This is a genomic window from Paracoccus sediminis (assembly GCF_900188295.1).
Taxonomy (GTDB): domain Bacteria; phylum Pseudomonadota; class Alphaproteobacteria; order Rhodobacterales; family Rhodobacteraceae; genus Paracoccus; species Paracoccus sediminis.
The window spans coordinates 35,765-59,846 of the sequence record NZ_FZNM01000011.1; the positions used below are offsets into that span (position 1 = coordinate 35,765).

The window sequence follows — 24,082 nt, forward strand, 5'->3', positions numbered from 1 at the left end:
TTTTTCCCCTGTTGCGCCAAGCGCGTTGCAGGGGATGTAGGCGCTTGCCGCCCGGTCAGGCAAGGTTTCCAGGCGCGCAGGCCCTGTGCGTTCCTGCCTATTTCCAGCGGCGGTGGACCCAGAACCACTGATCCATGTGGCGGCGCACCAGCATTTCCAGGTCGTCGTTCAGCGCCTGCATCATCGCCGCCGGTTCGCCATGCCGGACAGGCTCGCCCACATGGACGCGAAAGCGCAGGCCATCGGGGCCGCGGATGCCGTGGACCGGGATCAGAAGCGCGTCATAGCGGCGGGCCAGTTCGGCGGGCGTCAGGACGGTGCGGCTGGGCAGGTCGAAGAACCGCAGTTCCGGCGCGTGGCGGTCGTATTGGTCGAACCCGAGCGCCAGCCAGCCGCCGCCCTTGAGAAAGCGCAGCATGGATGCAAGTCCCGACCGCCCGCGTGGAAACAGGGGTTCGGCGATGGCGGTGATCGCGGGGACGTAGTGGCGGTTGAACGCCTCGTTGTTCATGGGGCGGTACAACGCCCCGACCGGCCAGCCCCGCCCGGCAAGGGCGGCGCGCATCGCGTCGTAATTGCCGAAATGGGCGCAGGCGACGATGACCGGGCGATGCGCGTCGAACGCGGCCTCCAGCGCGGGCAGGCCGGGGCCTTCCAGCGGGTCGGCGTCGCGGATGCGGGCCGTGAATTCCTCGCCCGAATAGATCTCGGCCACGGACCGGCCCGCGTTGTTCGGGACGGCGCGGGTCAGCGCCTTGACCTCATCGGCGGACAGGTCGGGGCGGGCCAAGGACAGGTTTTCGCGAATGCGGCGCCGCCATCCCGCCAGCGGGGCCAGAACATGCGCGAACAGCCAGCCCACGGCGGGGATGCGCTTTTCATAAGGAAGCAGCCGGGCAAGCCCGATCACCGACAGGAAGGCCGCGTTGGCGATGCGGTCGGACAGGGGCGGGGCGTCGGGCCGGCTCATGGCGACCTCTGCGCCGCGCGCGCCTCGCGGGACCAGACGTACAGGCCCGCCGCCACGATGATCGTGGCGCCGGTCACGGTCCACAGATCGGGCAACTGCCCGAACAGCAGCCAGCCCCACAGGCCGGCCCAGACCAGTCCGGTATAGCCGAAGGGCGCCAGCACCCCGGCCTCGGCCGCGGCAAAGGCCCGGACCAGCAGATACTGGCTGAGCGTGCCGAAGATGCCCAGCAACGCAAAGGCCCACAGATCCGACAGGGCGATGGGCTGCCAGACGAACGGCACGGCAAGCGAGGTCAGCACGCTGCCCACGACCGCCGACCACATCACGGACGTGGCGACCGAATCCGTGCGCGCCATCCGCGTCAGCAGCGCCCCGGTGGCATAGGTGAATGCGCCCGCCAGCGGCAGCAGCGCGGCGGGCTGGAACACCCCCATGCCGGGGCGGATGATAATCAGCGCGCCCAACAGCGCCGCCCCGATCCCGGCCAGCCGGCGGGGGCCGATCCTCTCGCCCAGGAACAGGGCCGCGCCCAGGGTGATGAGGACCGGGTTCAGGTCCATGATCGCCGTCGCCTCGGCCAGGCCGATCACCTGCAACGACGAAAAGAACAGCCCGACCGAGGCCAACTGCATCAACGCGCGCGAAAATTGCAGGCCGGGGCGGCGGGTGCGCAGCAGCGTCAGGGCGGCCCCGCGAAAGATGACGGCAAAGATCAGAAGGTTGCCGATGAACCGCGCCCAGACGACCTGGGCGGGGTGATAGGCCTGGGTCAGATGCTTGGCCGTCGCATCCATCATCGTGAATCCCAGGATCGCCGCCAGCAGCAGGGCGATGCCCGCGGTCTGCGCGTTCGCGGGACGCCGTGCCGCGGCGCTTTTCCGTCCCATCAGGGCAAAGGCCCGTGCCAGAACCTGCATCGCTAGTCCCGGCCTGCGGCTTGGGCCAAGGGATGGCGGGTAAGCACCAGGTCGCGCATCCGTTCGTCCAGGACATGGGTATAGATCTCGGTCGTGCCCAGATCGGCATGGCCCAGCAGGGTCTGGATGGATCGCAGATCGGCGCCGCCTTCCAGCAGATGCGTGGCAAAGGCGTGGCGGATCACATGGGGCGTGACGCGCGACGGCGACACGCCCGCCTGCACGGCCATGTCGTTCAGAAGCCGCCCGAAGGTCTGGCGCGGCATGTGGCCGGCCGCGCCCGGCGCCGGAAACAGCCACCGCGCGCCCTTGGCCGCGACCAGGCGGCCCAGCGCGCTGTCCCTGGGCGCGTTGTCGCGGATCGCCAGCCAGGCCGACAGCGCCGCGCGGGCGGGCGGGGTCAGCGGCACCATGCGTTCCTTGTCGCCCTTGCCCCGGATCAGCAGCGCGCGCGGATCGCCCCGGCAGGCCGCGACCGGCAGGGACACCAGTTCGCTGACCCGCATCCCGGTGGCGTACAGCAGTTCGATCAGGCACAGATTGCGGACGCGTTCGCTGTCGGTCCGCCCCAGCAGCGGGGCGGCGGCCAGCAGGGCGTCGATCTCGGCGCGCGTCAGCGTCTTGGGCAGGCGCTTGGCGCGGCCGGGACCGCTGATGCGGATGGCGGGGTCGTCGTCGCGCCAGCCTTCCTCCAGCGCAAAGCGCGTGAACTGGCGGATGGACGACAACCGCCGCGCCCGCGTCGCGCGCGACAGGCCCTGGGCGTCGCAATGGGTCAGGTAATCCTCGGCCCGTTCGCGCGTCAGGTCGGCCAGGGCCAGCTTGCGCGCGGCCAGCCAGTCCGACAGGTCGCGCAGATCGCGGCCATAGGCCAGAACGGTGTTGCGCGCCGATCCGGATTCGGCGGCCTTGGCGTCCAGGAACGCCGATATGGCGCGGTGATCGGCAATCATTGGCCGGTCTGCCGCATGACGGGCAGCAACGACAGCTGCGCCGCCGCCAGATCGGCCTCGGCCGTCAGGCCAAGGGCGCGCAGCATGGCAAGGCCGCGGCCCGCGCGGGGCAGGTCGCCGTCCAGGCCCGCGTCGATGTCGGCCATCGCATTCAGCAGCGATTCGCCCTGCCGGGTTTCCGGCGCGACAACCGGATCGGCCTTCAGCGCGGGATCCAGGATCAGGGGAACCGGCGTCGGCAGACCCTGCCACTGGCGCAGCCATGTGGCGATCTCGGCCGACCGCCCCCCGCCCCCCTGCGGAAGGTCGGCGGCGATCATGGCGGCCAGCACATCGGCCATGTCCGCCGCACGGAACTGGTCGAACGCCTGGGGCAGGGCGGGCGATGGGTCGCCCGTCGCCAACGCCGCCTCGAGCGTGCGCATCGCACCGGCCCGTTCCCACACGCCGCCGGACGCGGCGGGCTTTTGTTCGCTGTACAGCGCGCGCAGCGCGCCGGGGGGCATGGCGCCCGCGCGGGCCAGACGCTCGGCCGACTCCAGCCGGGCCTTCCAGCCGTTGTTGGGGCGCAGGTCGGAATGCGCGAAGGCCAGCGGCAGGGACGTTGTGGGCAGCGGCTGGCCGATCGCCTCGTGGATGCGGAAATCCAGGGGCGTCACCCGATCGGGCATGGGCAGCGCCTCGGCGCTGTCCACATAGGCGTCGTCCAGGAAATGGGTCAGCAACTCGGCCTGGCGCGCGTCCAGCAGGCCCAGCGTTTCCGCCCCGTTCAGGCTGATGGCGGCGGCGGCCCAATCGCCCGTCTGCGCAAGGCAGAAGATGCGCGCGGCAAAGCTGGGCGCGATGCCGGGGGTGGTGTTCATGATCCCGCAGGCCCGGCTTTCGTCGCCCTTGAGCAGGGCGATGTCGAACAGCCGGCGAAAGATTTCCGGATTGCTTGGCCCGGCGGCGATCAACAGCGCCTGTGCCCGGTCCAACGCGCCCATGTCCAGCAGACGGTCGGCGCGGGCCAGAAACAGCGCGCCTTGCGCCGCGCCCGGACCTGCGGGCGGGGGAACGAACTGGGTGGCCAGGATGCGATCCAGAAGGGCGTTCATCGCGGGCAAGCGCGCGGGCGTGCGCAGGACCAGGGCCGAAAGGGTTGCGGTGTCGCTGCCCTCCCACAGGCGGGGGGGAAGCCCTGCCTTGCGCGGCGTCACCAGCCCGGCCGCGTCGGGATTGCCGTTGCCCAGGCGCGTCACCTGGATCGATCCCACCGCGCCCGTCCTGGCGACCGGCCTGGGTCCGGGGGCGCCGGGAACGCCGGGGGGCGGCGCGTCGCCGGGCCGCCAGGCCGAGCTTTCGCGATCCGGCCCGCGCACGCTGCCCGACAGCCAGTCGCTGGCCGACAGCGGCTGCTGCGCCTGGGCCGCCCCGGCCAACGCCAGGATGACCGTCATTGCAGGCACGGGGAACGGGCGCCGGATCACTCGCCTTCCGCCCGGACGTCGGTGGCGGCGGGGGCAGGCGCAGCCGGGGAGCCGCCGATGGGGCTGCGCACCTCGGTTCGGAGGGGCTGCATGTCGCCGAAATAGGCGTAACCTGCCAGCCCGACCACCGCCGCCAGAATCAGCACCACCAGAACCTTGAGCAGCCGCATCGAATTTCGCCTCGTTCTTCGTTGTTTTCGTATGTCCGGCCCGGTCTTTCGCCGGTTCGCCCCGAATATATATGGCATTTTCCGAAAGATCACGCCATTCAGTCGGGCCAGGAAACCGGGCCAGAAAGCAGGAAACGGACATGCGCCAGCGCCTGAGGCGCCATATCGTGCTGATCGGGATGATGGGGGCGGGCAAGACCGCGCTGGGGTCGGAACTGGCCCGGCGCCTGCATGTGCCGTTCACCGATTCGGATGTCGAGATCGAGACCGCCGCGGCCATGTCCATATCCGAGATCTTCGCCCGCGACGGAGAGGCGTTCTTTCGCGACCGCGAGGCGCAGGTGATCGCCCGCATCCTCAGGGATTCGCCCCGCGTGATTTCCACGGGCGGGGGTGCCTGGATGCAGGACCGCAACCGCGCGGCCATCAAGGCGGCGGCCTTGTCGGTCTGGCTGTCCTGCGATCTGGACACGCTGTGGCACAGGGTGCGCCAGCGCAGCACGCGGCCCCTGTTGCAGACCGCCGATCCCAAAGGCACGCTGGCCCGCCTGCTGGCCGAACGCGATCCGGTCTATGCCTTGGCCGAACTGACATTTCCGGCCCGTTCCGGCGACAGCGTCGATGCCGCCACGACGCGGCTGATGGACGTCATCCGCACCGCCGATTCCACCCTTCTGACCGAGACGCCATGACCAGCCATCCCGAACACGTCACCGTCCATGTCCCCCTGGGCGACCGCGCCTATGACGTGCGCATCGGCGCGGGTCTGATCGACCGGGCCGGGGCCGAGATCGCGCCCCTGCTGCGGCGCTCTCGGGTCGCCATCGTCACCGACGACACGGTCGGCCCCCTGCATCTGAAGCATCTGAAAGGGGCGCTGGCCGCGGACGGCATCGTGTCCGAGACGCTGGTCCTGCCGTCGGGCGAAGCCACGAAAAGCTGGCCGCACCTGACGGCCTGCGTCGAATGGCTGCTGGAACAGCGCGTCGAACGCCGCGATGTGGTGGTGGCCCTGGGCGGCGGGGTGATCGGCGACCTGGTGGGCTTTGCCGCGGCCATCCTGCGCCGGGGCGTGCGCTTCGTGCAGATTCCCACCTCGCTTCTGGCGCAAGTGGACAGCAGCGTCGGCGGCAAGACCGGCATCAACAGCCAGCATGGCAAGAACCTGATCGGCGCGTTCCACCAGCCGTCGCTGGTGCTGGCCGACATCGCGGTGCTGGACACCCTGTCGCCCCGCGATTTCCTGGCGGGCTATGGCGAGGTCGCGAAATACGGATTGCTGGGCGACGCGGATTTCTTCGAATGGCTGGAAGATGCCGGCCCCCGCCTGCGTGGCGACATGGCGCTGCGCCAGCACGCCGTCGCCCATTCCGTCGCGATGAAAGCGGGCATCGTGACGCGGGACGAGACCGAACAGGGCGAACGCGCGCTGCTGAACCTGGGCCACACCTTCGGCCATGCGCTTGAATCGGCGACCGGCTATTCCAACCGGCTGCTGCACGGCGAAGGGGTTGCGATCGGCTGCGCGCTGGCCTTCGATCTGTCCGCCCGCATGGGCCTGTGCAGCCAAGAGGCGCCGTCCCGCGTGCTGGCGCATCTGCGCGACATGGGAATGCCCGCCGCCATCCGCGACATTCCGGGACGATTGCCGGACGACGCCGCGCTGATCGCGCTGATGGGGCAGGACAAGAAGGTGGTGGACGGCCGGCTGCGCTTTGTCCTGGCGCGCGGCATAGGCGAGGCGTTCGTCAGCGACGGCGTGCCGCCCGAAACCCTGAAAGCCGTCCTGCGGGATGCGCGCTAGGGGGCGGCATCCCGCCCGGATATCAGAACGGAATCTCGTCGTCGTAATCGCTGCGGCTGCCGCCCGGGCCGCCCCGGCCTGCGCTGTCGCCCGACGCGCCGCCCCGGTCGTATTCGTCATAGCCGCCGCTGTCGCGACCGCCGCCGCCGCCTGAACCGCTGCGGCCGTCCAGCATCGTCAGCTCGCTCCGGAACGGACGCAGCGCCACCTCGGTCGAATAGCGGTCGGCCCCGGACTGGTCCTGCCATTTGCGGGTTTCCAGTTGGCCTTCGACGTAAATCTTGCTGCCCTTTTTCAGGTACTGTTCCGCCACCCGGACCAGGGGTTCGGAATGGATGACGACGGAATGCCATTCGGTCCGCTCCTTGCGCTCGCCGGTGTTGCGGTCCTTCCACGTCTCGGACGTGGCGATGCGCAGGTTCGCGATCTTGCCGCCGTTCTGGAACGTGCGGATTTCGGGATCGGCACCCAGGTTGCCGATCAGGATGACCTTGTTGACGCTGCCTGCCATGAATGGGGTTCCTTGAAGTGTCGCTGTGGCGATGGTCTAGCCCAGCGGTCGGGGCGATGCAAATGCGCGCTTTGCCGCCGATCCCGCCGGGGCGCGGTCCGGTCGGAAAGCGATGCTGGCGATGTGGTTTGAAACCTGTATAGTCCCCTCAAAACCCAACAACACCAAGGGGCGGGGGCAATGACATTCTTCCCAACCATCAAGGCTGGCCTGTGCGCGGTCGTCATTGCGGGCCTTGCATTGCCGGCCGCGGCCGAAGGGCTGCGCCTGTCGGGCAGTTCGTCGAAGTCGCGTGCCGAACAGTTCGCCCGGCAGACCCGGCTGATGGATTCGCGTCTGGCCGGCCAGTACCAGCAATCGGCGCGGTTGCAGCCCAGCGGCCGCAATACCAGCTCTGTCGAGATCCAGCTTTCGGCGAACATCCCCGCCTATCGCGGCAAGCGCAGCGATTTCATCCCGCACGCCCGCGCTGCCGCGCGCCGTTACGGCATCCCCGAGGATCTGTTCCTGCGTCTTGTCCAGCAGGAATCGGGTTGGAATCCGGGCGCGCGGTCGAACAAGGGCGCGACCGGCCTGGCCCAGCTGATGCCGGGCACGGCCGCCAAGCTGGGCGTGAACCCGCATGATCCGGTCCAGAACCTGCAAGGCGGCGCGCGCTATCTGCGGATGATGTACAACCAGTTCGGCAACTGGCGCCTTGCCTTGGCCGCATACAATGCCGGGCCGGGCGCGGTCCAGAAATACAACGGCATTCCGCCCTATCGCGAAACCCGCAACTATGTGCGGATCATCGCGGGCAGCTAAGGCCCGTCTTCTTCGCGCAAATATCCTCGGGGGTGAATTGCCTGCAAGGCAAGAGGGGCGCGAGCGCCCCTTTTTCCGTCAGACCTCCTCGATCCGCAGTTCCACCGGCTCGCCGGCCAGAACGCCTGTGCGGGGCAGGGCCTCGATGGCGAAATCGATCGCCTCGGGCGTGGTCTTGTGGGTCACGACCAGGACCGGAACGCTGTCCGGGCTGTGCTGCCCGTATTGCCGCATCCGGTCGATGGAAATGCCCGCATTCCCCAGCACCGTCGCGACCTTGGCCAAGGCGCCCGGCTTGTCCTGCAATTCCAGCCGGATGTAGTAGGCGGCGGGAACCGCGGTCCGGGCGGGCTGCGCCACCCGCAAGGTCGCCGCCGGCTGGCCGAACACCGGCAAGCGCACCCCGCGGGCGATCTCCACGATGTCCGACAGGACCGCGCTTGCGGTCGGCCCTTCGCCCGCGCCCGCCCCCCGCAGCACGATCTGGCCCACGCTGTCGCCTTCGACGACGACCATGTTCGTGCCGCCGGTCAGTTGGCCCAGCGGGCTGTCCGCGGGCACAAGACAGGGCGACATGCGCTGTTCCAGCCCGCGCGGCGTCATCTGGGCCACGCCCAAGAGCTTGATCCGGTATCCCATGTCGGCGGCGCGGCGGATGTCGTCGATGCTGACCCGCTCGATTCCCTCGATCTCGACCGCGTCGAAATTGACCTGCGTGCCAAAGGCGATGGACGACAGGATCGCCAGCTTGTGTCCCGCGTCGATGCCGCCCACGTCCAGCGTCGGATCGGCCTCCAGATAACCTAACTGGCGGGCTTCCTCGAACACGGCGTCATAGGGCATGCCCGCGCTGTCCATGCGCGTCAGGATATAGTTGCAGGTGCCGTTCATCACGCCCATGACGCGGCGGATCTCGTTGCCGGCCAGCGATTCCGTCATGGCCTTGATGACGGGAATGCCGCCCGCCACCGCCGCCTCGAACCGCAGGGTGCGGCCCAGGCCCTCGGCCAGTTCGGCCAGCGCCTGGCCGTGGACGGCAAGCAGCGCCTTGTTGGCCGTCACCACGTCCTTGCCCGACCGCAAGGCCGCCTCGATGCTGTCCTTGGCAATGCCGCTGTCGCCGCCCACCAGTTCGACGAACAGATCCACGTCTTCGGCCGTGGCCACGGCCACGGCGTCGTCTTCCCAACGATAGGCCGACAGGTCGGCGTCGCGGTTCTTCATCCGGTCCCGCGCGCAGATGGCGGTGATCGCCACGGGGCGGCCGGTGCGCCGAGACAGCAGGTCGGCATGCTTCTGGACGATCTTGACGACACCGATCCCGACGGTGCCAAGCCCGGCGATGCCAAGTCTCAGGGGGTCGGGGCGAAGGGGGGACGACATGGGGGCCTCTTGCGTAAGGTTGGCCCGCTGTTATCGCGCCGCGCGTCGTCATGCAACGCGTCAGTCAGTCGCCGTCATGCCCCGCCCATTCGCCGTCGATCCCGGTGCCGCGCATGATCGACACGACGCGGCGGGCGGCGCGCAGCGTTTCGGCATGGATGGCGTGAACGGCGGCCGGATCCATGTCGTCGGGATAACGCTCGCCGCGGGTGTTGATGAAGGTGGGGTGCCACTGGCCGGGCCTTGCGCCCGGACGCCAGGACGCATGGCACAGCAGATTGCGTTGCAGACGGATGGCGCGCAGGTCGTCGGCCAGGGTTTGACGCCCCTCGATATCGGCCTGCTTCATGGCCGCCGCGAAACTGTCGATCAATGTGCCCAGGGTGTCGTCGGCGATCTCCTCCATCCGGCGCAGCCATTGCCGCAACGCCTTGTCGTTGACCTCCTGGCCCAGGCCGGCGCGCGTCAGCGAAAAGATCGCGCGCTTCAAAGCCTCCTCCAGGAATCCGAAGGCGGATACCGCATGGCCGATGGCGGCCGCCATCTCGTCGGACAGGCGATCGGGGGCGCGCGGCAGGCTCATGTCATTCGCGCCACAGCTCTTTGACCCAGGTCGCGGGCAGCAGGTAATGGCGCAGGTGCCGGGACAGGCTCTCGCGGCGTTTCCCCGAAAAGGCGTCGCGCAGATGGTCCATCGGCGGGCGGTGGACCTCGCCCTCGTGCCAGCGGCCCGCGATGGCGTCGGGCGGGTTCAGGTTGCCCGCAAAGATCACGACCCGGCTGTTCCGGGGCACTTTCGGTTGGCGCAGGTAATTCAGCGGAAAGGGCGGGACCGAATGCATCCTGAAATGCGCCAGCCAGCCGCGCGGCCAGAATCTGACGCCGCCCGGCGCGTTGCGGGTCACGAACCGCTGTTCGTATTTGTATCGGTCCGCCACCCCCTGCGGATCGGCGCGAAAGATGCCCTGCAACGGCGCCAGCCTGCCCACCCGCATCCGATAGACCGAGGTCTGGCCCAGCTTCTCGAAAGGCGTGTTCGGGTTGCGCCCCAGGATCGTGTCGTCGGGATCGCCAAAGGTGAAGAACGGATCCAGATCGCCGGTGACGATGACGTCCAGATCCAGGAACAGCACCACCCCGGTCACGTCGCCCAGATCGCCCCACAGCCGCGACTTGGGCCATTTGCCCCGCGTGTTGACGGGCGCCTGGTATTCAAAGACCGGCAGGGGCCTGACGGCGATGTCGGGATGCAGGTCTGTCCCGTCGTCGGTAAAGCAGAACAGCCGAAAGGGCGGGGTGATGTTGCGGCCGATCATCCCGTGCAGGCGGTTGACGTATTCCGGCCCGAACTTCGTGCCCCATTTGATGCAGATGATCTGCTTGATGTCCGGCGCGTCCATCCGCTGCCCCCCGTTTTGCCGGCAAGGGTTTCACAGCCATCACGCCGTGGCAATGTCTTTGCCTTGGTCAAAATATCCCGCAGGGGGTCCGGGGGACGCGAAGTCCCCCGGCCATCGCGGGACGCAGGGATCACGCCGCGCGGCTTTCCCGGATCAGCCGCAGGATATCGGCGGCGGCACTGGGAATGTTGGTGCCCGGCCCGAAGATCGCTTTGACCCCCGCCTGGCGCAGGTAATCATAGTCCTGCTGCGGGATCACGCCGCCGCAGATGACCAGGATCTCGCCCGCGCCCTGGGCCTTCAGCGCCTCGATCAGCTTGGGGGCCAGCGTCTTGTGGCCCGCCGCCTGCGAACTGATGCCCACCACATGCACGTCGTTGTCCACCGCGTCCTGGGCGGCTTCCTCGGGCGTCTGGAACAGGGGGCCGACATCCACGTCGAAACCGATGTCGGCGAATGCCGTGGCGATGACCTTGGCGCCCCGGTCGTGGCCGTCCTGGCCCATCTTGACCACCAGCATCCGGGGACGGCGGCCCTCCTGTTCCGCAAAAGCCTCCACGTCGCGCTGGATCTGCGCGAACCCCTCGTCGCCTTCATAGGCCGCGCCATAGACGCCCGCCAGGGTCTTCACCTCGGCCCGGTGGCGGCCCCATTCCTTTTCCATCGCCATGCTGATCTCTCCGACGGTTGCGCGGGCGCGGGCGGCCTCGACGGCGGCCTCCAGCAGGTTGCCGCCCTCGCGGGCGCGGCGGCTGATCTCGTCAAGCGCGCCTTGGCAGGCGCTTTCGTTCCGCGTCTGGCGGATGCGGTCCAGGCGCGCGATCTGGGCGTCGCGGACCTTCATGTTGTCGATGTCCAGGATGTCGATCGGATCTTCCTTGTCCTTGCGGTACTTGTTGACGCCGACGATCACCTCCTCGCCCCGGTCGATCTGGGCCTGGCGGCGGGCGGCGGTTTCCTCGATCCGCAGCTTGGGCATGCCGCTGGCGACGGCCTTGGTCATGCCGCCCATTTCCTCGACCTCCTCGATCAAGGCCCAGGCCTTGTCGGCCAGCTGGGCCGTCAGGCTCTCGATGTAATAGGATCCCGCCAGCGGATCGACGACATGGGTGATGCCCGTCTCCTCTTGCAGGATCAGCTGGGTGTTCCGGGCGATCCGCGCCGAAAATTCGGTCGGCAGGGCGATGGCCTCGTCCAGGGCGTTGGTATGCAGCGACTGCGTGCCGCCCAGCGCCGCCGACATCGCCTCATAGGCGGTGCGGATCACGTTGTTGTAGGGATCCTGTTCCTGCAAGGACACGCCCGAGGTCTGGCAATGAGTCCGCAGCATCAGCGACGACGCCTTCTTCGGCGCGAAATCCGACATGATCCGGTGCCACAGCAGACGCGCGGCCCGCAGCTTGGCGATCTCCATGAAGAAGTTCATGCCGATGGCGAAGAAGAACGACAACCGCCCGGCAAAGGCGTCCACGTCCATCCCGGCGGCGATCGCCGCGCGGACGTATTCGCGCCCGTCGGCCAGCGTATAGGCCAGTTCCTGCACCAGGTTCGCGCCCGCTTCCTGCATGTGATAGCCGGAAATCGAGATCGAGTTGAATTTCGGCATCTCGTGGGACGTGTATTCGATGATGTCCGCGATGATCCGCATGCTGGGTTCGGGCGGATAGATATAGGTGTTGCGGACCATGAACTCCTTGAGGATGTCGTTCTGGATGGTCCCCGACAGCACCGCGCGGGAATGGCCCTGTTCTTCCCCTGTGACGATGAAGCTGGCCAGGATCGGGATGACCGCGCCGTTCATGGTCATCGACACCGACACGCGGTCCAGCGGAATCCCGTCGAACAGGATCTTCATGTCCTCGACCGAATCGATGGCGACGCCCGCCTTGCCCACGTCGCCCACCACGCGCGGATGGTCGCTGTCATAGCCCCGGTGCGTGGCCAGGTCGAAGGCCACCGACACGCCCTGCTGACCGGCGGCCAGGGCCTTGCGGTAAAAGGCGTTCGATTCCTCGGCCGTCGAAAAGCCCGCGTATTGGCGGATGGTCCAGGGGCGGCCCGCATACATCGTGGCGCGCGGCCCGCGGGTAAAGGGCGCGATGCCGGGCAGGCTGCCCAGGTGGTCCAGGCCCTCCAGATCGGCCTCGGTGTACAGCGGCTTGACCGGAATGCCTTCCAGGGTGCTCCAGGTCAGGCTGTCGGGGCTGCTGCCCCTCAGATCCCTTGCCGCCAGCTTTTGCCAGTCGTCCAGCGTGGGTTTCGTCATGGTCGATCCTTTCGCACGGCGCGGCCCGCCCTATATTCACAAACAGGAAGGGGTGCCGATGAAGTTGAAATTGCTGATAGCCGCGATGCTGACAGCCGCCATGGGCCCGGCGCGCGAAGCGCCGCCGCCCGAGATCCCGTCCCAAACCGAGGCAAGGCCCGTCAGCCCCGAGGAACTGGCCCCCCCCCAACCCCAGCCCGCGCGTCCCGAACTGCGCATCCTGTCCGCGACGGATACCCGGCCCGAGGATTTCCTGTGGAACGCCCGTCCCGTCGTCGTCTTTGCCGACACCCCCGATGATCCGGCCTTTCGCGAACAGCTGAGGGCGCTGGCGGGACGCAACGGTGCCTTGGTGGAACGCGATGTCGTGGTCATCACCGACAGCGACCCGCAGTCCCGCAGTCCCTGGCGGCAGGAACTGCATCCGCGCGGCTTTTCGCTGGTCATCATCGACAAGGACGGCCAGGTGAAACAGCGCCGCCCACTGCCCTGGGACGTGCGCGAAATCAGCCGTGCCATCGACAAGCTGCCCCTGCGGCGCCAGGAAATCGGCCGGGCCGGGCTGTTGCCATGATCGTTGATAATCCGCGCGGCCCCGCCTATATTGCGTTCACAGGACGGAAAGGTTCGCCATGAGCACGACATCCTATAACCCGCCCCCCATCACCGGCCGGACCGGCCCGAAGCCGGGCTATTGATCGTCTTTCGATACGCCGCGCCCCGGCCATCCAGATTGGCGCGGATCGCCTCCAGCGCCTGTTCGCCCAGTTCCAGGGCCTCGATCTTCATCGAGATGTAGTCGTGATACATCCCGGCCGCGCGTTCGGCGCCGATCCGGGCGACGTCCAGCACCCGCAGGTCGCTTATCATTGCCGAAATGGCATTCAATTGGCTGTAATACAACACGACCGGATCCACCGTGTCGCGCGGCAGGACGTGAATATCGCCGATGATGGCCCGAAACACCGCATCGTTGTGTTCGGTCGGGATGACCGGAAAGAAATCCGGTTCGGTCAGGATGCGGTGCTTGATCCCCGCGCCGTATTCTCCTACGTTGTCGCGCGTCAGCACGGCCAGATAGGCGCGGATTTCCGCAAACACGGCGCGCTGCACGTCCCGCACCCGTTCGGCCCGCAGGGTCGCGTCCCGCCTGCGGTTCTGAAGCGCCACCACCCACCAGCCGATCGCCAGGAACAGCCCGGCAATGACCGCCTGTTGCGCCTGGGGGCTGAGATAGGCGTCAAAGAGCGGCATTGCGCCACACCCCGGAACCGGATCGACGGACCCTGCGTCCTGATTCCGGAAACGAGCCTGCCATGCGTCTGCCGCTGATTTCCCTGACCGCCCTTGCCCTTGCAGGCTGGCCTGTTCTGGCGGCGGCCGATTCAGGCCGGGGAACGGGCGACGCCCGACCCCAGCCGATCCGGCAGGACAGCCTGGAATCCCTGCGTTGGAAAGCCCGGCTGGTGGTTGTCCTGGGCAACGGCGCCCAGGTCGAGGCGCAAACGGCGGCGCTGCAAGCCGATCGGCAGGCGCTGATCGACCGCGACATGGTCATCCTGATCGACGGGCCGGGCGCCGGGCCGCTGCGGGACCGGGCAGGGAACGGGTTTGCGATCCTGCTGATCGGCAAGGACGGCGGGATAAAGCGGGTCTGGACCGAACCCGTCGCGGCGCAAGAGATCTTCGACCTTATCGACACCATGCCGATGCGCCGACGCGAAGCCGCGCAGGACGGCTGATCGGCACGGCACGCCAGGATCGCGGCGATGCGGATCATTGGAATTCCAGGATCACGTCATCGACACGCAGGCTCTGGCCCGCCTGGGCGTTCACCGACCGGACCACGCCCTTGCGTTCGGCGCGCAGGATGTTTTCCATCTTCATCGCCTCGACCGTGGCAAGGGCCTGGCCTTCCTGCACCTCGTCGCCGGGCGCCACGGCGATCTTCACCACCAGGCCCGGCATCGGGCACAGCAGGAATTTCGATGTGTCGGGGGGCAGTTTTTCGGGCATCAGGCGGGCCAGTTCGGCGGTGCGGGGGCGGCGGACCTGGACGCGCAGGTCGGCGCCTCGGGTGCGCAGCCGGAAACCGGCGGGGATCTTGTCGACCTTCAGCACCAGCGGGCGGCCATCGACCACCAGCCGGGCCAGGGTCCGGCCGGGCTTCCAGTCGCTTTCGACGCGAAGGTCGCGGCCATCCACGGCCACGGTCGCGCCGTCGCGGTCGGCGCGGATGCGAACCGGGATTTCGCGGCCGTCGATGAAGACCACCCAGTTCTCGCCCACGCGGCGTTCATGGTTGTCCAGCCGCCCGCTGATCCGGGTGCGCCGGATTTCGGCCACGCGGTGCATGGCCGATGCTGCCGCCGCCACGCGGGCCAGTTCGTCGTCGGGCAGGACCGCGCCCTCGAAGCCTTCGGGGTATTCCTCGGCGATGAACGCGGTGGTGATGTCGCCCGCGACGAATTTCGGATGGTCCATGACGGCGGACAGGAAGGGCAGGTTGTGGCCGATGCCCTCGACCTCGAATTCGTCCAGGGCCACCCGCATCGCCTGGATGGCCTTGTCCCGCGTGGGCGCCCAGGTGCACAGCTTGGCGATCATCGGGTCATAGAACATGCTGATCTCGCCCCCCTCGAAAACGCCGGTGTCGTTCCTCACGACATGGCTTTCGTCTGCCACCTCGGCCGGGGGACGATAGCGGGTCAGCCGCCCGATCGAGGGCAGGAAGTTGCGATACGGATCCTCGGCATACAGGCGGCTTTCCATGGCCCAGCCGTTGATGGCCAAGTCGGACTGGACAAAGGGCAGGGGTTCGCCCGCCGCCACGCGGATCATCTGTTCCACCAGATCGATGCCGGCGATCAGTTCCGTCACCGGGTGTTCCACCTGCAACCGGGTGTTCATTTCCAGGAAATAGAAGTTCTTCTGCCCGTCCACGATGAATTCCACCGTGCCCGCACTGGTGTAACCCACGGCCTTGGCCAGCGCGACCGCCTGTTCGCCCATGGCGCGGCGGGTTTCCGGGTCCAGAAAGGGCGAGGGCGCTTCCTCGATGACCTTCTGGTTGCGCCGCTGGATCGAACATTCACGTTCGTGCAGATAGACCGCGTTGCCGTGCGTGTCGGCCAGCACCTGGATTTCGATGTGGCGGGGCTGGGTCACGAATTTCTCGATGAAGATGCGGTCGTCGCCAAAGCTGCTGGCGGCTTCGCTGCGCGAGCTGTCGAACCCCTCGCGGGCCTCCTGGTTGGTCCAGGCGATGCGCATTCCCTTGCCGCCGCCGCCCGCCGATGCCTTTATCATCACCGGATAGCCGATCTGGCCGCTGATCCGCACCGCGTCCTCGGCATCCGCGATCAGGCCCATGTGGCCGGGAACGGTGGACACGCCCGCTTCCTGGGCGATCTTCTTCGAGGTGATCTTGTCGCCCATGGCCTCGATGGCGGGCGACGGCGGGCCGACGAAGACGATGCCTTCGCGCTCCAGCGCCTCGGCGAACTTCATGTTTTCGGACAGGAAGCCGTAACCGGGGTGGACGGCCTGGGCGCCGGTCTGGCGGATGGCGTCCATGATCCGGTCGATCACGATATAGGACTGGTTTGCGGGGGGAGGGCCGATAGGAACGGCCTCGTCGGCCATCTTCACATGCAGCGCGTTGCGGTCGGCGTCGGAATAGACGGCGACGGTCGCAATGCCCATCCTGCGGGCGGTCTTGATGACGCGGCAGGAGATCTCGCCGCGGTTGGCGATCAGGATTTTCTTGAACATTGGCCCCCCCGGCCGGACATGAAAAAGCCGCCCAGGGGCACGGGGCCTTGGGCGGCGATCAGGATGCGGCGCGGCCAGGGCGCCGCGATCAGGTGATTATTGGCACAACCGCACGTCGTCGCACAGCACGCCGGCCGCGCCGCCGATGGCCGCGCCCTTGACGACATTCTCGCCGCCGACGCTGGCGATGGTCGCGCCGACACCGGCGCCGATAAGGGCGCGGTCGGTGTCGGTGGGGTTGATGCCCTGGGTGCAGCCCGCAACGGCGGTCGCGCCGACCAGGGCGGTGATGGCAAGGAACTTGGACATTCTGGTTTTCCTGTCAGGTGATCGGCTGGACCGGAACGCCGATCTGGCCGATGTGGTTCAGTAGCGGCGCTGGCAGACGCCCGCGTCGTCGCACAGCGCGCCGCCCACGGCGCCGATGGCCGCGCCGGTTGCCAGATCCTCGTCCAGGGCCTTGGCGATGACGGCGCCCGCGACGGCACCGCCGGCCGCGCGCTGCGCATCGGGCGAAATGCCCGCCGTGCCATAGCCCTGCTGGCAGGCCGCCAGGCCCAGAAGAAGGAATGCGCCGCCGGCGACGCGGGTGAACAGCGAAATCTGCATGAGGTCGTGCCTGTATTGAGGGCCGGGTGTGCGGCCGGTGATAAGTCGTCCCGGACTATCGCACAGCCGGCCGGGAGGTCAAACTGACATGGGTGTGAGATCAAGGCCCTAGGCAGCAAGTTGCGCATCAGGACCGATCCGCCGGATCGTCGTCGTCCCAGCCGTCGTCGTTCCAGCCGAAATCGGGCGGATCGTCTGCGGCGAACAGGTCGGGGAACGACGCCTCTGCCACGGCCATGTCCACTTGCAGCATCTGTTCATAGTCGGCGGGATCGAAGGCTCCGACCGCCTTGACCTCTCGTCCGATCAGCCATCCCAGGCGTCCTGCGTCCAGATTGCCGCGAACGAAGGGCTGGTCGCCGAAATGGTCGATCAGCGCCGCCAGAAAGCCCGCATCCGCGCGGCGGTCGGCGGGCTTGCGGTCGCGGAAGCGTTCGCGGCGCAGGATGGGCGTCGCGCCCTTCTTGCGGTTTTCGCGGCGGATGACGAACTGGAAGTCTGTGCCGGGCAGGCGTCCCGGAAAGCCCCGGTGTTTCAGCATGATATGCCCCAATATGGACGGGGGCGGGACCGGGCCGGGCCGGAAGGGCGCGGGCAGCCGGACCGCCCGCGCAATGACAGCCGGTTCGGCTCAGTTGGCGCCGTATTTGCCCTGATAGACCGGCTCGGTCGTGACCGGGTTCGGCGCCGGCACATAGACGTCGGCCTCGGCGGCCGGACGCTGGCAGGCGGCCATGGCGGAAACCAGCACGAGGCCGAGGATGATCTTTTTCGACATATCGTCACGCTCCTGTAAAGCGGGCGCGCCTGCGCCCGTCTGCTCGGGTTCAAGGGGGTGTCTTCATGCACCTCCCCAGGGGGCATGATAACGGTGCCGTGCGCGCGCAGACAGGCGGTCAGGCGGGGCACGGGCAAATGCCTGTCCGCCTGTGGCTGGCCTGCATCATTCACGTCTTTGTGCAACATCCTGGAATTCCGCGTCTTACAGGGGAATGTTGTTGTGCTTCTTCCACGGGTTCGACAGCCGCTTGCCGCGCAGGCTGGCAAAGGCCCGCGCGATCCGCTTGCGGGTCGAATGAGGCTGGATCACCTCGTCGATGAAGCCCTTTTCGGCGGCGACAAAGGGGTTTGCAAAGCGTGCCTCGTAATCCTGTACGCGGGCGGCGATCTTGTCGGCGTCGCCCAACTCGCTGCGATACAGGATTTCCACCGCGCCCTTGGCGCCCATCACCGCGATCTCCGCCGTGGGCCAGGCATAGTTGAAATCGCCGCGCAGGTGCTTGCTGGCCATCACGTCATAGGCCCCGCCATAGGCCTTGCGGGTGATGACCGTGACCTTGGGCACCGTCGCCTCGCCATAGGCGAACAGCAGCTTCGCACCGTGCTTGATGACGCCGCCGTATTCCTGCCCGGTGCCCGGCAGGAAACCCGGCACGTCCACGAAGGTCAGGATCGGGATCTCGAAGGCATCGCAGAACCGCACAAAGCGCGCGGCCTTGCGGCTGCTGTCGATGTCCAGGCACCCCGCCAGCACCATCGGCTGGTTGGCGACGACGCCCACGGTGCGCCCTTCGATGCGGACAAAGCCGGTGATGATGTTGCCCGCGAAATCCTTTTGGATTTCGTAAAAGTCGCCCTCGTCGGCGACCTTCACGATCAACTCCTTCATGTCATAGGGCTGGTTCGGGTTGTCGGGGATCAGCGTGTCCAGGCTTTCCTCGATCCTTGCGGGATCGTCGAAGAAGGGCCGCACCGGCGCCTTGTCGCGGTTGTTCAGCGGCAAGAAATCGAACAGGCGGCGGATTTCGGTCAGCGCCTCGACATCATCCTCGAACGCGCCATCGGCGACCGAGCTTTTCCTGGTGTGGGTGGACGCGCCGCCCAGTTGTTCCGCCGTCACCACCTCGTTCGTGACGGTTTTCACGACATCGGGACCGGTCACGAACATGTAGGACGTGTCCTTCACCATGAAGATGAAATCGGTCATCGCGGGGGAATAGACCGCGCCGCCCGCGCAAGGCCCCATGATGACGCTGATCTGCGGCACCACGCCCGACGCCATGATGTTGCGCTGGAACACGTCGGCATAACCGGCCAGCGACGCCACGCCTTCCTGGATGCGGGCGCCGCCCGAATCGTTCATCCCGATCACCGGCGCGCCGTTCTGCATCGCCATGTCCATGATCTTGCAGATCTTCTGGGCATGGGTTTCCGACAGCGAGCCGCCAAAGACGGTGAAATCCTGCGAAAAGACATAGACCATGCGGCCGTTGATGGTGCCCCAGCCGGTGACGACGCCATCGCCATAGGGCCGGTCGTCCTGCATCCCGAAATCGGTCGAACGGTGGGCCACGAACATGTCGAATTCCTCGAAGCTGCCTTCGTCCAGCAGCAATTCGACCCGTTCCCGCGCCGTCAGCTTGCCCCGCGCATGCTGCGCGTCGATGCGGCGCTGCCCGCCGCCCAGACGGGCCTGCGTCCGGCGGTTTTCCAGTTCCTGCAAAATGTCCTTCATGGCGCGCCCCCGATCCTGCCGTTGCAGAGTAGTCACCGCCCCGATCGCCGGAAAGCAAAATCCTGGAAATTTGCAAACTGTGCGATGTGTCGATGCTGAAAACTGAAAAGCTGCAAACGGATGGCTGCACGGGACATGCGGCCGGATCGCGATGCAACGCGGGCGACAGGGGGGATGGGTGAGAGGCTGGACAACGACCCAAGCGGGGCTCGTTACGGCTGCTTCCTTCCGGACCTGACCGGGTTGGCGAGGCGCCTGCCCGCGCCAACCTCTCGGCGGTCTAGATAGTGCGGTTGCGCGCCGGATGCAAGCGCGTCACAGATGAAGGCGAACCACCGCGAAACCGTCGCCCGTGTGGCCCAGGTGTTCCATCCGCCGGCCGATGCACGCTTGCGCCTGGGGCAACAGCGGGATGCCGCGGGGGCCGGTCTCGAACGTGACCGAGGTGCCGGGAAGCGGCTGGAACTGCCATGCGGGGGTGGCGTGGATCGACACGCGGCGCCGCTGGCGCAGGTAATTGCGGATCACGTCGCGGGTCTGCGGGCCGGGCGGGACGATCGGCGGCCGCCCCCCCGTCAGGGCCGCGAACAATCCGCAGCCCGACAGGCGATAGGAATTCGTCGCCAGCACGAACCGATCATCGTCGCGCAGCGCCCGGCCGCGCCAGGTCAGGTCGCGGACGCGGCCGCCGCCTGTCGGGGTTCCATCGGCGCGGAAGGCCGCCGGACTGGACAGGTCGATGCGCCACCGCAAATCCTCGATCACGTCGAACTGGTACGCGGGAAAGGCCGGATCGGTCAGGGGTTGGTCGGCCCGGCCGGGCAGGATGCGGTTGAACAGGCCCGCCGACCGTTCCAGCCAGCCGCGAAGGCCCGCCCCGTCGATGGACACCGCGCAGATGCGGTTCGAAAAGGAATAGATGTCGGTCAGGTTGCCAAGGCGCAGCCGCCCGGCCGCGACATCGGTAAAGTGTTGCGGACCGCCGCGCCCGCCCGCCCGGAACGGCGCCGCGGCGGCCAGCACCGGCACCCCGTCCAGGGCCGTGCCTTGCAGGCTTTTGCGCACGAACCAGCGTTGCGCCATGTTCACCAGCGTAAGCGCCGGATCCGCGCCGATCAGCGTGAAGTAGCTGCTGATCCGCTGTGCGCTGCTGCCGACGCGGGTGCCCAGATGCGATACCGTCATGCGGTGCGACGGCGCGACCGCGCGCAGCACGGCCGGGGCCGGGGGAAGATGGGCGCCGACCGCCTCGCACCGGGATGTGGCCCCGGACAGGCGCCAGCCCGTCCGGTCGTCATGGACCAGCGACAGATCCATCACCCCCAGGTGCGATCCGCAAAAGCCCGGCATGACCGCGGGCTTGCCCGAGAGTGTGCCTTCCACCGCGTCGATGCCCCCCGAGGAGGCCATGCTGCCCGGAAACACCTCGTGCGTGTGGCCCGCGACGATGGCGTCGACGCCGTCCAGGGCGCCCAGTTCGGCGGCGACATTCTCGGCCCCCGGCGTGCCGGGGTGCGCCGAGATCCCGCTGTGGGCAAGCGCGACGACGATATCCGCGCCCTCGGCCCGGATCCTGGGAACGACCCGCCGCGCCGTGGCCAGGATGTCGTCGCAGGCCATGCGTCCCGCCAGATCCAGATCCCAGGCGGCGGTCTGCGGCGGCAGGAACCCCACAAGCCCGATGCGCAGGGTGACGGCGCGGCCGGTTGCGGTCCGCACCCGCTTGCGCAGAATGGCATAGGCGGGAAAATCCGTGCGCCCCCTGACGGACAGATTGGCCGCCAGAAGGGGAAAGCGCGCCTGCCGTGCCGCCGATCGCAGGACATCCAGGCCAAAGGCAAAATCGTGATTGCCGATCGCGGCCGCGTCATAGCCCATCAGGTTCATCGCCGCGATGGCGGGATGGCCCTTTCCGCCCGACTGCGCGGCCAGATCCCCCAGGGGTGTTCCTTGCAGGAAATCGCCGTTGTCCAGCAGCAGGGTATTGGGCGCCGTGTGGCGATGCCGTTCGACAAGCGAGGCGATCTGGGCAAGGCTACCCCGCCCGCAGGGCCGGTCGGCCAGGTAATCGTGGGGCAACAGCTTCATGTGCATGTCGGTTGTCGCCAGGATCCGCAGCATGACCATGTCGCACTGATGCCGCGGCGGCAGATCGGCAAGCTGGATCTGGCTGGTCCCGTCAGGCATCCGCAACCTCAAACCCCAGGGTCGCCGCGCACCCCCTTGCGCCCGGCCCGGCCACGCTAGCGTCCCCGGACCCTTAACTCAACCATAGATTGATAAAATAAGACCCATTTCCGATTTGCGTGTGCAGGCGCCCCGGATTATCGTGGCACAGGCGGCGCGTTGCCGCCAGGATTTCCGTTGGTTGCCGATCATGATTGCCCGCCTGTTGCGCGTCTCGCCCCCCATGACCTATGAAGCGCAGGGTTCCTGGTCGCCCGATCGGAACCGTGTTTCGAATGGTCAGCGCGCGATGAGATTTTCGACCCGTATCGACACGGACATTCCCGCGCCCGATCTGTTCGACATCCTCAGCGATTTTTCCCGCAGCGAACGCGCCCTTGGCGCGCGGGGCGTGACGGTGCGCCGGATCGACCCGGCCCAGGAACCGGGAAGCAGTCTTGGCTGGACCATCGATTTCGACTGGCGCGGCCAGCGGCGGACGCTGCGGCTGGATGTGACGCGGTTCGACCGCCCGTCCCATGTCACGATGGGCGGGCATTCCGACCAGTTCGACCTGTCCGTCAATATCAGCGTCGTCGCGCTGAGCCGGATCCGGTCGCGCCTTCTGTTCGAGACAGAGATCCGCCCCCGCACCCTGCGCGCGCGGCTGCTGATCCAGACGGCGCGGTTCGGCAAGGCCCAGCTCGACCGGCAATACGCCCGGCGGATCGCCGATTTCGTGGCGCATCTGCGCGCGACCTAATCCGTGCGCTGCTGGGCCTCGCGCAGCGGATCGGCGGGATACACGCCCAGCATGTCCAGCGACGACGTGAAATAGCGCAACTCCTCCAACGCACGTTGCAGGGCCGGATCCTCGGGATGGCCTTCGACGTCGGCATAGAACTGCGTCGCGGTGAAGACGCCGTCCACCATGTAGCTTTCCAGCTTGGTCATGTTGACGCCGTTGGTCGCGAACCCGCCCATGGCCTTGTACAGCGCGGCCGGGATGTTGCGGACGCGGAAGACGAAGGTGGTCAGCATCCGGTCGGACCGGCGGCCATAATCGGGCTGGCGCCCCATGATAAGGAAGCGGGTGGTGTTGTGGTGGTGATCCTCGATGTCGCGGGCCAGCACCTCCAGTCCGTGGATCTCGGCGGCCAGTTCGCTGGCCATCACGCCGATCCCCGGCGTGCGCTCGCGCGCCAGGTCGGCTGCGGCGCCCGCGCTGTCGGCCGCGGCCGAGGCGGTTATCCCGTGCTGCGTCAGAAAGCCGCGCGCCTGCGGGATCAGCACCAGATGGGCGCGCACGTGGCGCACGTCGTCCAACCGGGTGCCTGGCCACGACATCAACGAGATGCGGACCCGCACGAACGCCTCGTCCAGGATATGCAGGCCGGATTCGGGCAGCAGGTGGTGGATGTCGGCAACCCGGCCATAGGTGGAATTTTCCACGGGCAGCATCGCCAGGTCGGCCCGATGGCTGCGCACGGCCTCGATCACGTCCTCGAAGGTGCGGCAGGGCAGGGCGTCCATGCCGGGCCTGGCCTTGCGGCAGGCTTCGTGGCTGTAGGCGCCGGGTTCGCCCTGGAAGGCGATGCGATTGGTCGTGGTCGTCATGGCCCGCTGTCCGAATTTTGAAGTGTTTCGGCGTCAACTATACCTTGATCCTTCAAAGCGAAAGCGGATAGATACCCGTCGAATTGACGAGCTTACCAATGCGGGGATCGCACGCGATGTTCAACACCATGACCCTGACCAAGGCCGCAGGCGCGCTGATCGGCGCGCTGCTGTTTCTGATGCTGGCCAACTGGGCGGCAAGCTCGTTGTATACTGTCAGTTCGGGCGAACACGGTGAAATCGCCCAGGCCTATACCATCCCGGTCGAGGAAGCCGCGGGCGGCGAGGAACCCGCCGAGGAGCAGATCGACTTTGCCGCCCTGCTGGCATCGGCCGACGCCGCGGCGGGCGAGAAGGATTTCGGCAAGTGCAAGGCCTGCCACAAGCTGGACGGCAGTGATGGGGTCGGTCCCCACCTGAACGGCGTCGTGGGCCGGGAAGTGGCCGGCATCGCCGGTTTCTCCTATTCCCCCGCGATGGTCGAACACAAGGCCGTGGCGCCCCAGTGGACCCCCGAGGCGTTGCAGGAATTCCTGGCCAATCCCAAGGGCGTCGTGCCCGGCACCAAAATGTCCTTTGCGGGGCTGAAGGATCCGCAGGACCGCGCCGACATCATCGCCTATCTGCAAAGCCAGCCCTGACCCCGGCGGCACCGCGTGGCGGCACCGCGTGGCGGCATCGCGGCAAGGGCGCATCGCCGGATGCGCCCTTTTTCATGGCTCCATCCATCACGAAATCGCGGCTTGATCGT

The 24,082-nt window shown here is 67.5% G+C and carries 26 protein-coding genes and 1 other RNA gene; 7 read left to right on the plus strand and 20 right to left on the minus strand.

The features are described 5' to 3' along the window. Window positions 1-97 precede the first annotated feature (97 nt). From CHB77_RS13830 to CHB77_RS18375, 5 genes are read right to left on the minus strand one after another with little or no spacing between them, the layout of a single operon-like run. Window positions 98-970 carry a lysophospholipid acyltransferase family protein gene (locus CHB77_RS13830; protein ID WP_089388807.1) on the minus strand — a complete coding sequence of 291 codons (873 nt, stop codon included), beginning with the start codon at window positions 968-970 and terminating at the stop codon, window positions 98-100. Beyond that, a complete protein-coding gene (locus tag CHB77_RS13835; RefSeq protein ID WP_242626659.1) occupies window positions 967-1,890 on the minus strand; it encodes a DMT family transporter in 924 nt (307 codons plus the stop codon). Before CHB77_RS13835 ends, CHB77_RS13830 begins: the two co-directional genes overlap by 4 nt. A 2-nt stretch (window positions 1,891-1,892) precedes the next feature. Further along, window positions 1,893-2,843, minus strand: a complete 951-nt coding sequence (locus tag CHB77_RS13840; protein WP_089388808.1) for a tyrosine recombinase — start codon at window positions 2,841-2,843, stop codon at window positions 1,893-1,895. Continuing rightward, complete coding sequence (locus tag CHB77_RS13845) at window positions 2,840-4,312, minus strand: hypothetical protein (RefSeq protein WP_242626660.1); 1,473 nt, start codon at window positions 4,310-4,312, stop codon at window positions 2,840-2,842. The genes CHB77_RS13840 and CHB77_RS13845 overlap by 4 nt, the downstream gene beginning before the upstream one ends. Next, the gene (locus CHB77_RS18375; RefSeq protein WP_165456286.1) at window positions 4,309-4,482 is read right to left on the minus strand and encodes a hypothetical protein; all 174 of its coding nucleotides are present in this window, start codon (window positions 4,480-4,482) and stop codon (window positions 4,309-4,311) included. The genes CHB77_RS13845 and CHB77_RS18375 overlap by 4 nt, the downstream gene beginning before the upstream one ends. Window positions 4,483-4,553: 71 nt before the next feature. Between CHB77_RS18375 and CHB77_RS13850 the strand changes: the two genes are divergently transcribed. Beyond that, a complete protein-coding gene (locus CHB77_RS13850) occupies window positions 4,554-5,174 on the plus strand; it encodes a shikimate kinase (RefSeq protein WP_089388810.1) in 621 nt (206 codons plus the stop codon). Further along, on the plus strand, window positions 5,171-6,286 hold the full coding sequence (gene aroB, locus CHB77_RS13855; protein WP_089388811.1) for a 3-dehydroquinate synthase: 1,116 nt from the start codon (window positions 5,171-5,173) through the stop codon (window positions 6,284-6,286). The genes CHB77_RS13850 and aroB overlap by 4 nt, the downstream gene beginning before the upstream one ends. A 22-nt stretch (window positions 6,287-6,308) precedes the next feature. On the opposite strand, the gene ssb is transcribed toward aroB, so the two are convergent. Next, a complete protein-coding gene (gene ssb, locus CHB77_RS13860) occupies window positions 6,309-6,797 on the minus strand; it encodes a single-stranded DNA-binding protein (RefSeq protein ID WP_089388812.1) in 489 nt (162 codons plus the stop codon). A 180-nt stretch (window positions 6,798-6,977) separates the two neighbouring features. Here ssb and CHB77_RS13865 point away from each other — a divergent pair, with 180 nt between their 5' ends. Continuing rightward, window positions 6,978-7,601 (plus strand): lytic transglycosylase domain-containing protein, encoded by a 624-nt coding sequence (locus tag CHB77_RS13865; protein ID WP_089388813.1) that lies wholly within the window; start codon window positions 6,978-6,980, stop codon window positions 7,599-7,601. 78 nt (window positions 7,602-7,679) lie between these two features. Here the strand turns inward: CHB77_RS13865 and CHB77_RS13870 are convergent, their stop codons facing one another. The 4 genes from CHB77_RS13870 to scpA all read right to left on the minus strand — a co-directional run bounded on the left by CHB77_RS13870 (window position 7,680) and on the right by scpA (window position 12,650). Next, window positions 7,680-8,984 (minus strand): homoserine dehydrogenase, encoded by a 1,305-nt coding sequence (locus tag CHB77_RS13870; protein ID WP_089388814.1) that lies wholly within the window; start codon window positions 8,982-8,984, stop codon window positions 7,680-7,682. A 64-nt stretch (window positions 8,985-9,048) separates the two neighbouring features. Continuing rightward, window positions 9,049-9,567: a hypothetical protein gene (locus CHB77_RS13875; RefSeq protein ID WP_089388815.1), complete on the minus strand. Its 519-nt coding sequence runs from the start codon at window positions 9,565-9,567 to the stop codon at window positions 9,049-9,051. Between the two features lies 1 nt (window position 9,568). Then, entirely contained in the window at window positions 9,569-10,384 is an 816-nt protein-coding gene (locus CHB77_RS13880) for a glycosyl transferase (RefSeq protein ID WP_089388816.1), read from the minus strand. 130 nt (window positions 10,385-10,514) lie between these two features. Next, entirely contained in the window at window positions 10,515-12,650 is a 2,136-nt protein-coding gene (gene scpA / locus CHB77_RS13885) for a methylmalonyl-CoA mutase (protein WP_089388817.1), read from the minus strand. Window positions 12,651-12,708: 58 nt separating this feature from the next. On the opposite strand from scpA, the gene CHB77_RS13890 reads away from it, so the two are divergent. Then, complete coding sequence (locus CHB77_RS13890) at window positions 12,709-13,224, plus strand: DUF4174 domain-containing protein (RefSeq protein ID WP_089388818.1); 516 nt, start codon at window positions 12,709-12,711, stop codon at window positions 13,222-13,224. A gap of 89 nt (window positions 13,225-13,313) precedes the next feature. On the opposite strand, the gene CHB77_RS13895 is transcribed toward CHB77_RS13890, so the two are convergent. After that, complete coding sequence (locus CHB77_RS13895; RefSeq protein WP_089388819.1) at window positions 13,314-13,904, minus strand: hypothetical protein; 591 nt, start codon at window positions 13,902-13,904, stop codon at window positions 13,314-13,316. A 62-nt stretch (window positions 13,905-13,966) separates the two neighbouring features. Between CHB77_RS13895 and CHB77_RS13900 the strand changes: the two genes are divergently transcribed. Then, complete coding sequence (locus tag CHB77_RS13900) at window positions 13,967-14,392, plus strand: DUF4174 domain-containing protein (protein ID WP_089388820.1); 426 nt, start codon at window positions 13,967-13,969, stop codon at window positions 14,390-14,392. A gap of 34 nt (window positions 14,393-14,426) precedes the next feature. Here CHB77_RS13900 and CHB77_RS13905 read toward each other — a convergent pair whose 3' ends face one another. The 8 genes from CHB77_RS13905 to CHB77_RS13935 form a co-directional block, all read right to left on the minus strand. Then, window positions 14,427-16,424, minus strand: coding sequence for an acetyl-CoA carboxylase biotin carboxylase subunit (locus CHB77_RS13905; protein WP_089388821.1), 1,998 nt, complete (start codon window positions 16,422-16,424; stop codon window positions 14,427-14,429). Between the two features lie 96 nt (window positions 16,425-16,520). Next, the gene (locus tag CHB77_RS13910; RefSeq protein WP_089388822.1) at window positions 16,521-16,733 is read right to left on the minus strand and encodes a hypothetical protein; all 213 of its coding nucleotides are present in this window, start codon (window positions 16,731-16,733) and stop codon (window positions 16,521-16,523) included. Window positions 16,734-16,790: 57 nt separating this feature from the next. Beyond that, window positions 16,791-17,033 carry a hypothetical protein gene (locus CHB77_RS13915; RefSeq protein WP_089388823.1) on the minus strand — a complete coding sequence of 81 codons (243 nt, stop codon included), beginning with the start codon at window positions 17,031-17,033 and terminating at the stop codon, window positions 16,791-16,793. Window positions 17,034-17,160: 127 nt separating this feature from the next. Beyond that, window positions 17,161-17,574, minus strand: coding sequence for a hypothetical protein (locus CHB77_RS13920; protein ID WP_089388824.1), 414 nt, complete (start codon window positions 17,572-17,574; stop codon window positions 17,161-17,163). Between the two features lie 90 nt (window positions 17,575-17,664). Next, window positions 17,665-17,811, minus strand: coding sequence for a hypothetical protein (locus CHB77_RS18380; protein WP_165456287.1), 147 nt, complete (start codon window positions 17,809-17,811; stop codon window positions 17,665-17,667). Window positions 17,812-18,015: 204 nt separating this feature from the next. Further along, window positions 18,016-19,548 carry an acyl-CoA carboxylase subunit beta gene (locus tag CHB77_RS13925; protein ID WP_089388825.1) on the minus strand — a complete coding sequence of 511 codons (1,533 nt, stop codon included), beginning with the start codon at window positions 19,546-19,548 and terminating at the stop codon, window positions 18,016-18,018. Window positions 19,549-19,725: 177 nt separating this feature from the next. After that, an RNA gene (ffs, locus tag CHB77_RS13930) (signal recognition particle sRNA small type) lies at window positions 19,726-19,822 on the minus strand. Window positions 19,823-19,863: 41 nt separating this feature from the next. Beyond that, a complete protein-coding gene (locus CHB77_RS13935) occupies window positions 19,864-21,735 on the minus strand; it encodes a bifunctional 2',3'-cyclic-nucleotide 2'-phosphodiesterase/3'-nucleotidase (protein ID WP_089388826.1) in 1,872 nt (623 codons plus the stop codon). Window positions 21,736-22,024: 289 nt separating this feature from the next. Here CHB77_RS13935 and CHB77_RS13940 point away from each other — a divergent pair, with 289 nt between their 5' ends. After that, complete coding sequence (locus CHB77_RS13940; RefSeq protein WP_089388861.1) at window positions 22,025-22,477, plus strand: hypothetical protein; 453 nt, start codon at window positions 22,025-22,027, stop codon at window positions 22,475-22,477. On the opposite strand, the gene CHB77_RS13945 is transcribed toward CHB77_RS13940, so the two are convergent. Then, window positions 22,474-23,331, minus strand: a complete 858-nt coding sequence (locus CHB77_RS13945) for a prephenate dehydratase (RefSeq protein WP_089388827.1) — start codon at window positions 23,329-23,331, stop codon at window positions 22,474-22,476. The genes CHB77_RS13940 and CHB77_RS13945 overlap by 4 nt on opposite strands. Window positions 23,332-23,447: 116 nt before the next feature. Between CHB77_RS13945 and CHB77_RS13950 the strand changes: the two genes are divergently transcribed. After that, on the plus strand, window positions 23,448-23,972 hold the full coding sequence (locus CHB77_RS13950) for a c-type cytochrome (protein ID WP_089388862.1): 525 nt from the start codon (window positions 23,448-23,450) through the stop codon (window positions 23,970-23,972). Window positions 23,973-24,082: the final 110 nt, after the last annotated feature.

What these genes read in the sequence shown, in the direction of transcription:
- CHB77_RS13850 (WP_089388810.1), top strand. Translation starts at nt 4,554, where the DNA reads ATGGCATTTTCCGAAAGATCACGCCATTCAGTCGGGCCAGGAAACCGG.
- CHB77_RS13945 (WP_089388827.1), bottom strand. Translation starts at nt 23,331, where the DNA reads ATGACGACCACGACCAATCGCATCGCCTTCCAGGGCGAACCCGGCGCC.
- CHB77_RS13890 (WP_089388818.1), top strand. Translation starts at nt 12,709, where the DNA reads ATGAAGTTGAAATTGCTGATAGCCGCGATGCTGACAGCCGCCATGGGC.
- CHB77_RS13920 (WP_089388824.1), bottom strand. Translation starts at nt 17,574, where the DNA reads ATGCTGAAACACCGGGGCTTTCCGGGACGCCTGCCCGGCACAGACTTC.
- CHB77_RS13910 (WP_089388822.1), bottom strand. Translation starts at nt 16,733, where the DNA reads ATGTCCAAGTTCCTTGCCATCACCGCCCTGGTCGGCGCGACCGCCGTT.
- CHB77_RS13905 (WP_089388821.1), bottom strand. Translation starts at nt 16,424, where the DNA reads ATGTTCAAGAAAATCCTGATCGCCAACCGCGGCGAGATCTCCTGCCGC.
- CHB77_RS13895 (WP_089388819.1), bottom strand. Translation starts at nt 13,904, where the DNA reads ATGCCGCTCTTTGACGCCTATCTCAGCCCCCAGGCGCAACAGGCGGTC.
- CHB77_RS13935 (WP_089388826.1), bottom strand. Translation starts at nt 21,735, where the DNA reads ATGCCTGACGGGACCAGCCAGATCCAGCTTGCCGATCTGCCGCCGCGG.
- CHB77_RS13875 (WP_089388815.1), bottom strand. Translation starts at nt 9,567, where the DNA reads ATGAGCCTGCCGCGCGCCCCCGATCGCCTGTCCGACGAGATGGCGGCC.
- scpA (WP_089388817.1), bottom strand. Translation starts at nt 12,650, where the DNA reads ATGACGAAACCCACGCTGGACGACTGGCAAAAGCTGGCGGCAAGGGAT.
- CHB77_RS13900 (WP_089388820.1), top strand. Translation starts at nt 13,967, where the DNA reads ATGCGTCTGCCGCTGATTTCCCTGACCGCCCTTGCCCTTGCAGGCTGG.
- CHB77_RS13870 (WP_089388814.1), bottom strand. Translation starts at nt 8,984, where the DNA reads ATGTCGTCCCCCCTTCGCCCCGACCCCCTGAGACTTGGCATCGCCGGG.
- CHB77_RS13940 (WP_089388861.1), top strand. Translation starts at nt 22,025, where the DNA reads ATGAGATTTTCGACCCGTATCGACACGGACATTCCCGCGCCCGATCTG.
- CHB77_RS13830 (WP_089388807.1), bottom strand. Translation starts at nt 970, where the DNA reads ATGAGCCGGCCCGACGCCCCGCCCCTGTCCGACCGCATCGCCAACGCG.
- CHB77_RS18375 (WP_165456286.1), bottom strand. Translation starts at nt 4,482, where the DNA reads ATGCGGCTGCTCAAGGTTCTGGTGGTGCTGATTCTGGCGGCGGTGGTC.
- CHB77_RS13925 (WP_089388825.1), bottom strand. Translation starts at nt 19,548, where the DNA reads ATGAAGGACATTTTGCAGGAACTGGAAAACCGCCGGACGCAGGCCCGT.
- CHB77_RS13880 (WP_089388816.1), bottom strand. Translation starts at nt 10,384, where the DNA reads ATGGACGCGCCGGACATCAAGCAGATCATCTGCATCAAATGGGGCACG.
- CHB77_RS13835 (WP_242626659.1), bottom strand. Translation starts at nt 1,890, where the DNA reads ATGCAGGTTCTGGCACGGGCCTTTGCCCTGATGGGACGGAAAAGCGCC.
- CHB77_RS13915 (WP_089388823.1), bottom strand. Translation starts at nt 17,033, where the DNA reads ATGCAGATTTCGCTGTTCACCCGCGTCGCCGGCGGCGCATTCCTTCTT.
- CHB77_RS13950 (WP_089388862.1), top strand. Translation starts at nt 23,448, where the DNA reads ATGTTCAACACCATGACCCTGACCAAGGCCGCAGGCGCGCTGATCGGC.
- CHB77_RS13840 (WP_089388808.1), bottom strand. Translation starts at nt 2,843, where the DNA reads ATGATTGCCGATCACCGCGCCATATCGGCGTTCCTGGACGCCAAGGCC.
- CHB77_RS18380 (WP_165456287.1), bottom strand. Translation starts at nt 17,811, where the DNA reads ATGTCGAAAAAGATCATCCTCGGCCTCGTGCTGGTTTCCGCCATGGCC.
- CHB77_RS13865 (WP_089388813.1), top strand. Translation starts at nt 6,978, where the DNA reads ATGACATTCTTCCCAACCATCAAGGCTGGCCTGTGCGCGGTCGTCATT.
- ssb (WP_089388812.1), bottom strand. Translation starts at nt 6,797, where the DNA reads ATGGCAGGCAGCGTCAACAAGGTCATCCTGATCGGCAACCTGGGTGCC.
- aroB (WP_089388811.1), top strand. Translation starts at nt 5,171, where the DNA reads ATGACCAGCCATCCCGAACACGTCACCGTCCATGTCCCCCTGGGCGAC.